Source organism: Nonomuraea sp. NPDC005501, assembly GCF_040605905.1.
Taxonomy (GTDB): Bacteria; Actinomycetota; Actinomycetes; order Streptosporangiales; family Streptosporangiaceae; genus Nonomuraea.
This window is the reverse complement of record NZ_JBEXDT010000026.1, coordinates 74,501-81,730: the sequence shown is the minus strand read 5'-3', so window position 1 is coordinate 81,730 and position 7,230 is coordinate 74,501. Positions and strand designations below refer to the sequence as shown.

Sequence of the window (7,230 nt, the reverse complement as noted above, 5' to 3'; positions counted from 1 at the left end):
CCTGGCGCGGCGACCTGAAACTCGACCTCATCGCCCCGGACGGCAAGATCTACCCCCTGCGGGCCCCCGACGCCAAGGACGGCACCGACAACATCAACGAGAACTACTGGGTCAACGCCAGCGCCTCACCCGCCAGCGGAACCTGGAAACTCCAAGCCGAGGACCTCGCCAAGGGCGACAAGGGCTACATCAACGGATGGACCCTGACACTGTAGACGCACCTGCCGGACGGCTGCCCGCGCACCTGTCGCGGGCAGCCGCTTTCACTGCCGGATCTTTTCGGTGATCGCGGGGAAGCGGATGCGCACCTGGCTCAGTCGAGGGTGACGGTGCCGGCGGCGCCGTTGACCGTGATCCGGCGGCCCGTGGTGATGCGGTGGGTGGCGTCCGGGACTCCGACCACGGCCGGGATGCCGTACTCCCTGGCCACCACCGCGCCGTGGGACATCGCGCCGCCCATCTCCATGACCAGGCCGCCCGCCGTGAGGAACAGCGGCGTCCAGCCGGGGTCGGTGGACGGGCAGACGAGGATCTCGCCGGGCTCCAGGTGGGCGCCCACCGGGTCCAGCACCACGCGGGCCGGGCCGGTGACCGTGCCGGCCGAGGCGGCCGTGCCGGTGAGCGCGCCCTCGGGAGGCGGGCCGGACGGGTGGGCGGTGGCGGCGGCGACGGCCTCCGGTTCGGTGCCGTCGGACAGCATGACGCGGGGCACGTGGCGGCGCCGCGCCTCCTGCTCGTAGCCGGCCCGGCGGACCGTCACCAGCTCCCGCAGCCCCTGCCCGGACGACGCCGGCTCCTCCGAGGCGGGAGCCGCTCCGGATGACCCGGCCGGCGCTCCCGGCGGGACGGGAGCCGTACCGGACGTGGTGGGCGGCGTCAGGGCCAGGGCGGACCTGGCCTCCTCGAAGCGGAGGAAGAACACGTCGCCCGGCTCGTCCAGCAGCCCCGCGGCCGTCAGGTGCTCCCCCACCACGAGCATGCTCCGCCGTACCCCCGCGAGGACCTTGACCAGGTAGAACTTGGGCAGCTCCCGCAGGCCCGCCAGCCGCCTGGTGCGGCGCAGCGCGAAGCGGGTGACCGCGGCCCGCGCGAGGCCGCGCCGCCCGGCCCGTGCGGCGATCGCGTCCACGGCCCGGCGGGCCTCCTCCTCGCCCCGGGCGAAGAGGGCGGAGGGGGCGAGGTCGCCGGGGTCGTCCATGCGCAGGTAGTTGGCCAGGACGCCGAGGATGTGCGCCGGCTCCTCCGACCAGCGCGGGAGCCCCAGGTCGATCTCGGCGACGCCCCGGTGGCCGTACCGCTGGAGGAAGCGCTCGACGCCCCGCTGGGCCTTCGGCGGCAGCTCGCCGGCGCGGTAGCGGCGCACCAGCTCACCGACCGGGAGCTCACGGAACGGCTGCGGCTCCACCCGCGTGGCCAGGTTCCACAGCTCCAGGTCCATCTCGGTGGTGGGGTTGGCGGGCAGGCTGCGCAGCACGCCCTGCATCTCGGAGATGGGCATCCCGGACAGCCGCGACGCCAGCGCGAACAGCCCGTACCCGGTGATCACGATCGGCATGACGGAGACGATCGCGGGGAAGACGCCGCGGAGCATGCGCTCCGCGTGGTCGATGCGCTGGACGGGGGTGGCGCCGTCCGGAACGCGCAGCCGCCGGTCGAGCTGCTCGCCCAGCCGCCGCGTGTACGCCAGGGCGGTGCTCGGGCTGGCCAGCGCCTCCAGGACGCGCACCGGCGCGTTGACGGTGCGGGCGAAGCGGGCGAGCCCCTTCAGGAACGGCCGGCGCGAGGTGTGGACAACCGACAGCCGGGGATCGTCGAACAGGTCGTTCAGCACGGCCGCGGTACGGGCCTCGCCGAGCGTCAGCGCCGTGGGCAGGATGGCGCGGCCGGCGCGGCTGCGCACGGCGGTGGTCAGGTCCAGCCAGAGCCGCTCCCCCGCCACGGACATGAACGCGGGCCCGCCCCTCGGGTCCGCCGGGGGGCGCCCGAACAGGCCCGCCGCTCCCGACGCGGTGAGCTGGAAGCCCGCCAGGCCCATCGGGGTGAGCGGGCCCATGACGCCCTGGGCGACGTTCAGGCTGAAGTAGACGCGCAGCCCGTCGCGGGTGGGGGCGGGCAGCGGGTGCAGCGTGGTGATCGGGCGGGCCTGGGTGAGCCAGATCGCGCCGGCCGCGTCGATGGCCCACTCCGTGTCCTGCGGTGCGCCGTAGTGCCGCTCGACACGCGCGCCCAGCGTGGCCAGCTCGCGGACCTGGGCGTCCGTCAGGCAGAGCTCCGGGGAGCCGGTGCGGTCCACGCGCTCCGTGCCGCCGCCGGGCAGGGAGCGGATGACCACGCGCTTGTCGCCGGGGCGGCGTTCGAGGATCTGGCCGGTGGCGGGGTCGGCGACGAAGCGGTCCGGGTTCACGGCTCCGGAGACGACCGCCTCTCCCAGGCCGGGACTGGCGTCGATGACCGCCCGCCGCCTTCGCCCCGTGACCGGGTCGGCGGTGAACATCACCCCGGCGACCTCGGCCTCCACCATCTCCTGGACGACCACCGCGAGCCGTACCGAGGCGTGGTCGATGCCGTTGGACGCGCGGTAGGAGACGGCGCGGTCGGTCCACAGCGACGCCCAGCAGCGGCGGACCGCGTCGAGCACGGCGTCGGCGCCGACGACGTTGAGGTACGTGTCCTGCTGCCCCGCGAAGCTGGCGTACGGCAGGTCCTCGGCCGTGGCCGACGAGCGCACGGCGACCGGGCCGCTCCCGAGCCGCTCGTACGCGGCGATGACGGCCTGGGCCACCGGCTCGGGCAGCGGGGTCCGGAGCAGGCGCTCCCTGGCCGCCGCCGCCAGCCCGTCGCCGCCCGCGGTGACGACCTCGTCCAGGTTCGCGGCCTCGGCGGCCTGGCGGTAGGCGTCGGTGGTGAGCACCCAGCCGGGCGGGACGGGTAGCCCGGCCCTGGTCAGCTCCCCCAGGTTGGCGGCCTTTCCGCCCACCTCGGCCAGCATGGCGGCGTCGATCTCGGAGAAGTCCAGTGCCGTGTTCATCTGCCTCGCCCTCGGTGTTCAGCTTCTGGACACGAGTGTCGTCCCTCGCGAGCAGAAATTCAACACCTGATGAAACGTCGGCGGCCTCAGAACACCAGAGGCGCTCCGTCCAGGTCCCAGGCCGGGTCCACCTCGATGCCGAGCCGGTCGAGCGCCGTGGGCCCTACGTCCACGGGCCGCGGCTCCTGGAGGCGGACGCCGCCCAGGTCCTCGCCCAGCCGCGCGCCGATCACGAACACCGTCCGCTCCTCCCCCGAGACCCCGCCGTGGCCGCCCGCGTCCACGTGGCCGTGGTCGGTGGTGACCAGGACCGTCCACCGCTCGTGCCCGAACGACGGCCGCGCACGGATGGCGTCGAGGAAGCCGCCGAGGTACGCGTCCTGGAGCAGGAGCGCGTCGGCGTACTCGGGGCAGAGGGGGCCGAGGGCGTGGGCCACCTCGTCGGTGTCGCCGAGGTAGACGAACGACAGGTCGGGGCCGGTGAGCTCCAGGTGCTCGCGGGCCGCCGCGGCGACCTGGCGGTCGGCGACGCTCCAGGTGAGGGCGTACCCGTCGAGCACGAACCGGGTGCCGATGGCGGGGCCGAACGCGCCGTGCTCGGCGAGGGCGGCCCACGAGAAGAACGCGGAGGTGACGAGGTCGGGGCGGGCCTCCTGGGCTCGCGTCAGAAAGTCCGGATATTTCGTGAACTGCGGAGGCGTGAATTGTTCGGCGCCGAAGCCGTTGTCCACGACGCCGTGCTTGTCCGGCCACACTCCGGTCGCGATCGACGCCCACCCGGGCCCGGAGTCGGTCCGCGCCCGGATGGCCCGCAGGGAGCCTTCCGCGCCCGCGGGGATGAGCGTGCTGGATGCGTCCGCTTCGGCGACGTGTTCCGGGACGACCTGGCCCGGGGACTCGGTACGGGGCGCCTCGGGCTCGCCGTACGGGAGGGTGCTGGTGCCGTACGCGCCCGTCGACATCAGCGCCGACAGCACCGGCGGACGGATCGCGACCAGACGGTCGAAGCGCAGGCCGTCCATCCCGACGACCAGCACCTTGTCCCTCATACGGCATCCCCCGGCACGGCATCCCCCGGCACGGTGCCGGAGGCGGGGGCGAAGCGGCGGACCCACGCGGCGGCGCCGGGCAGGATCTCCTCCACCGGAGCCACCTGCGGATACCAGGTCCGCTCCCACTCCAGCGACACCCATCCGTCGTACCCCGCCGCGCGCAGCAGCTCGCCGCCCTCGTCCAGCGGCACCGAGCCCGTCCACATGGGCACCGGCGTCGTGTCCTCGGCCGAGACGGCGTCCTTGACCTGCACGTACTCCAGCCAGGGCCCGAGCGCGGCCAGCGTGTCGGCGGGAGTCTCGCCGTGGCGCCACGGGTGCAGCAGGTCCCAGACGGCTCCGGTCGTCCCGGGCCGGTCCGCCGCCTCCAGCAGCCCGGCCACGGCGGCGCCGGTCGGCATCAGGTCGTGCGTCTCGACGAGCACCCGGACGCCGAGACGGGCGGCCGCGTCCGAGACGGCGCGAAGGCGGCGGGCGCCCACGGCCGGGTCGTCGCCGCGCGGGAACACCCGGACTCCTGGCGCGCCGAGGTCGGCCGCCAGCTCCAGGTCCGCGCGCAGTGCCTCCACGAGCGGCTCGTCGGGGCCCGGCTCGCACACCCGGACGTACCCGGCCAGCGCGGAGATCTCCAGCCCGGCCGCCTCCACGCGCTCGCGCGCCGAGCGCCGCTCCTCGGGGGTGAGGCCGCGGTGGACGCCCGTGTCGGGGTGGAGGCGCAGTTCGAGGCCGTCGCACCGGTGGGCCGTGGCCACCTCGATCGCCCTGTCCAGCCCCTCGCCGGGCATTCCGAGTGTGCTGACCGCGAGCTTCACCGCGTCTCCCTCATGTGTCGTCCGTGTGTGGTCGTGGTCCGCGCACCCGGGTGCGTGGCCGGCCGGTCCCGGGCGTGCCGGTGCCGGGCGTCAGCGGATGTCCCGCACGCTCTCCCGCAGGACCACCTCGCCGGCTACGTGGTCCACGGTCGTCGTCTCGCCCGCCGCGAGCGCCAGCTCCAGCGCGCGGGCGCCCATGTCGGCCAGCGGCAGCCGCACGGTCGTCAGGGCCGGTACGTGGTCGCGCAGCGTGGCGATGTCGTCGAAGCCCGCCACCGAGACGTCGTCCGGGACCCGTGTCCCCCGGTCGCGGTAGGCGGCCAGCGCGCCGACGGCCATCACGTCGTTGACCGCGAACACGCACGTCGCGTCGCCCGTCTCCCCCGCCGCCGTGTAGCCGCCGTCGCGGTCGAAGGGCCCGTGGACGACCCGCGGCTCCGGCAGCCCGAGCTCCTTGACCGCCGCGACGAACCCGTCGCACCGGTCGCGGGCGGTCATCAGGTGCGGCGGTCCGGCGAGCACGGCGAAGCGGGTGTGGCCGAGCCCGGCCAAGGAGCGGGCCAGGGCCGCGCCGCCCTCGTGGTTGGCGGGGGCCACGGTGTCGACGCCGAGCAGGTCCTGGCCGACGCAGGCGACCCGGCCGCCGCTGGAGCGGTAGCGTTCGAGCTCGCGGCGCAGCCGGCCGGTCGTCTGGGGGTCGTCCACGCGCGAGCCGGCCAGCAGGACGGCGCGCACGCGCTGGGCGTTCATGGTGGCGACGTAGGCGATCTCCTGCTCGGGGTCGCGGTGCGTGGTGCCGACCATGACGAGCAGGCCCTCGCCGGCCGCGGCGCGCATGGCGCCGTCGGCGAGGGCGGCGAAGTAGGGGTCGGTCAGGTCGTGGACGACGATGCCGATGACGTTGCTCGCGCCCCGGGCCAGCGTCTGGGCGGCCATGTTGGCGCGGTAGCCCAGCTCGTCGGCGGCTCTCTCGACCCGCGCCCGCAGGTCGGCGCCCACCTGGCGGGTGCTGCCGTTCAGCACCCGCGAGGCGGTCGCGAGCGAGACGCCCGCCTGCCTGGCGACGTCCTCCAGCGTGACCACGACGAGACCTCCCCGGAAAGCGGTTTCCCAGTCTGTCAGACCGGCCCCGGGTCCGCATCCTTACACGCCCGGCGCCGGGAGGCCAGATCAGGCGCCGTTCAGCCTGTCAGCTCCACGGGAACAGGATGTCGAACAGGCCCTTCTGCGTCTCCGACGGAGCCGGCGCGGGCGCCTGGGTGGTGGCAGGGGGCGCCTGCGTCGTGGCGACCGGCGCGGTGGGCTGCTCGCTGGTCTTGGCCTCCACGTCGTCGTCGCGCGTCGTGGCGGCGTCGTCGACGGTCGTCGGCTGCCGGCTGGCCCTGCCGGTGGCGCGGGTCGTGGGCTCGACGGCGCGGGTCCGCGTGACACGCGGCTCGGGGGTGCGGCTGACCCGGACGCGGGCCGCCGTCGGGGTGGGGGCGACCGTGCTGGACGTGGACGGCTCGGGCGTGGCGGACTCGTCGGGCTCGTCGGCGGCCTCGCCGGTGTCCTCGGGGTCGGGGACGGCCGACGTGGGCGGCGCGCTCACGCGGCCCGCGCTGGCGCAGCGGTCCGTCGCGCACGGGTCGTCGGAGGAGGTGCCGGTCAGCATCCAGCCGGCCCCGGCGCCGAGGACGACGACGGCGGCCGCGGCGGCCACCAGCAGCTTGGTACGGCGGCGCACCTCCTTGTCGGCGGGGTTCTCCTGGTTCGCGTCGGTCCAGCCGGAGCCGAGGAAGCCACGCCGAGGCTCGCCGTCCTCGTCGTCGGCGGACGTCTCGTAACCCTTGTCGAGCGGGAGATAGGCGGGGTCGCCATAGTCGTCCGCGTCCTGCAGGGGGCCCGTGTCCTGGAGCCGGTGGGAGCCGCTGTCGGCGTCCGCGTAGCCCGCCTGCTCGCCGTCCGCCCGGTGGGCGCCGCCCTCGATCTCGCCGTACCCGGCGTTGCCGTGCTGGGCGTCCCCGTACAGGGCGTCGACGTACGGGGCGTCCCCGTCCAGGGCGTCCGCGTGCAGGGCGTCCGCGTGCTGGGCGTCGCTGTACAGGGCGTCCGCGTGCTGGGCCGTGCCGTCCTGCGGCGCGTACGAGGACGTCCCCTCCGAGGGGTACGGCGTCGCCGCGTCCTGCGGGGGATACCGCTCAAGGGGCGCGCCGTCGGACGGCATGATGTACGTCTCGTTGCCCGAGACCACGATGGCCGGCTGCTCATCCGTGTCGTCGTTGCTGTACCGAGGTGACAGCACGTCGCCGGTCAGCTCCGGGTTCAACGGCCGTGACTGACCGTCCTCGTACGACCT

At 75.0% G+C, this 7,230-nt stretch carries 6 protein-coding genes; 1 reads left to right on the top strand and 5 read right to left on the bottom strand.

What is annotated here, in order from left to right; genetic code table 11:
* On the top strand, positions 1-215 hold a 215-nt coding region (locus tag ABZS51_RS15740), incomplete at its 5' end, for a proprotein convertase P-domain-containing protein (RefSeq protein WP_355440791.1).
* A gap of 98 nt (positions 216-313) precedes the next feature.
* Here the strand turns inward: ABZS51_RS15740 and ABZS51_RS15735 are convergent.
* The 5 genes from ABZS51_RS15735 to ABZS51_RS15715 form a co-directional block, all read right to left on the bottom strand.
* Positions 314-3,028 carry a PEP/pyruvate-binding domain-containing protein gene (locus ABZS51_RS15735; protein WP_355440789.1) on the bottom strand — a complete coding sequence of 905 codons (2,715 nt, stop codon included), beginning with the start codon at positions 3,026-3,028 and terminating at the stop codon, positions 314-316.
* A gap of 86 nt (positions 3,029-3,114) precedes the next feature.
* A complete protein-coding gene (locus tag ABZS51_RS15730; protein ID WP_355440786.1) occupies positions 3,115-4,077 on the bottom strand; it encodes an alkaline phosphatase family protein in 963 nt (320 codons plus the stop codon).
* Complete coding sequence (locus ABZS51_RS15725; RefSeq protein WP_355440783.1) at positions 4,074-4,892, bottom strand: sugar phosphate isomerase/epimerase family protein; 819 nt, start codon at positions 4,890-4,892, stop codon at positions 4,074-4,076. The genes ABZS51_RS15730 and ABZS51_RS15725 overlap by 4 nt, the downstream gene beginning before the upstream one ends.
* Positions 4,893-4,982: 90 nt before the next feature.
* Positions 4,983-5,975 (bottom strand): LacI family DNA-binding transcriptional regulator, encoded by a 993-nt coding sequence (locus ABZS51_RS15720; RefSeq protein WP_310711000.1) that lies wholly within the window; start codon positions 5,973-5,975, stop codon positions 4,983-4,985.
* A 106-nt stretch (positions 5,976-6,081) separates the two neighbouring features.
* Positions 6,082-7,200 carry a hypothetical protein gene (locus ABZS51_RS15715; protein ID WP_355440780.1) on the bottom strand — a complete coding sequence of 373 codons (1,119 nt, stop codon included), beginning with the start codon at positions 7,198-7,200 and terminating at the stop codon, positions 6,082-6,084.
* Positions 7,201-7,230 lie beyond the last annotated feature (30 nt).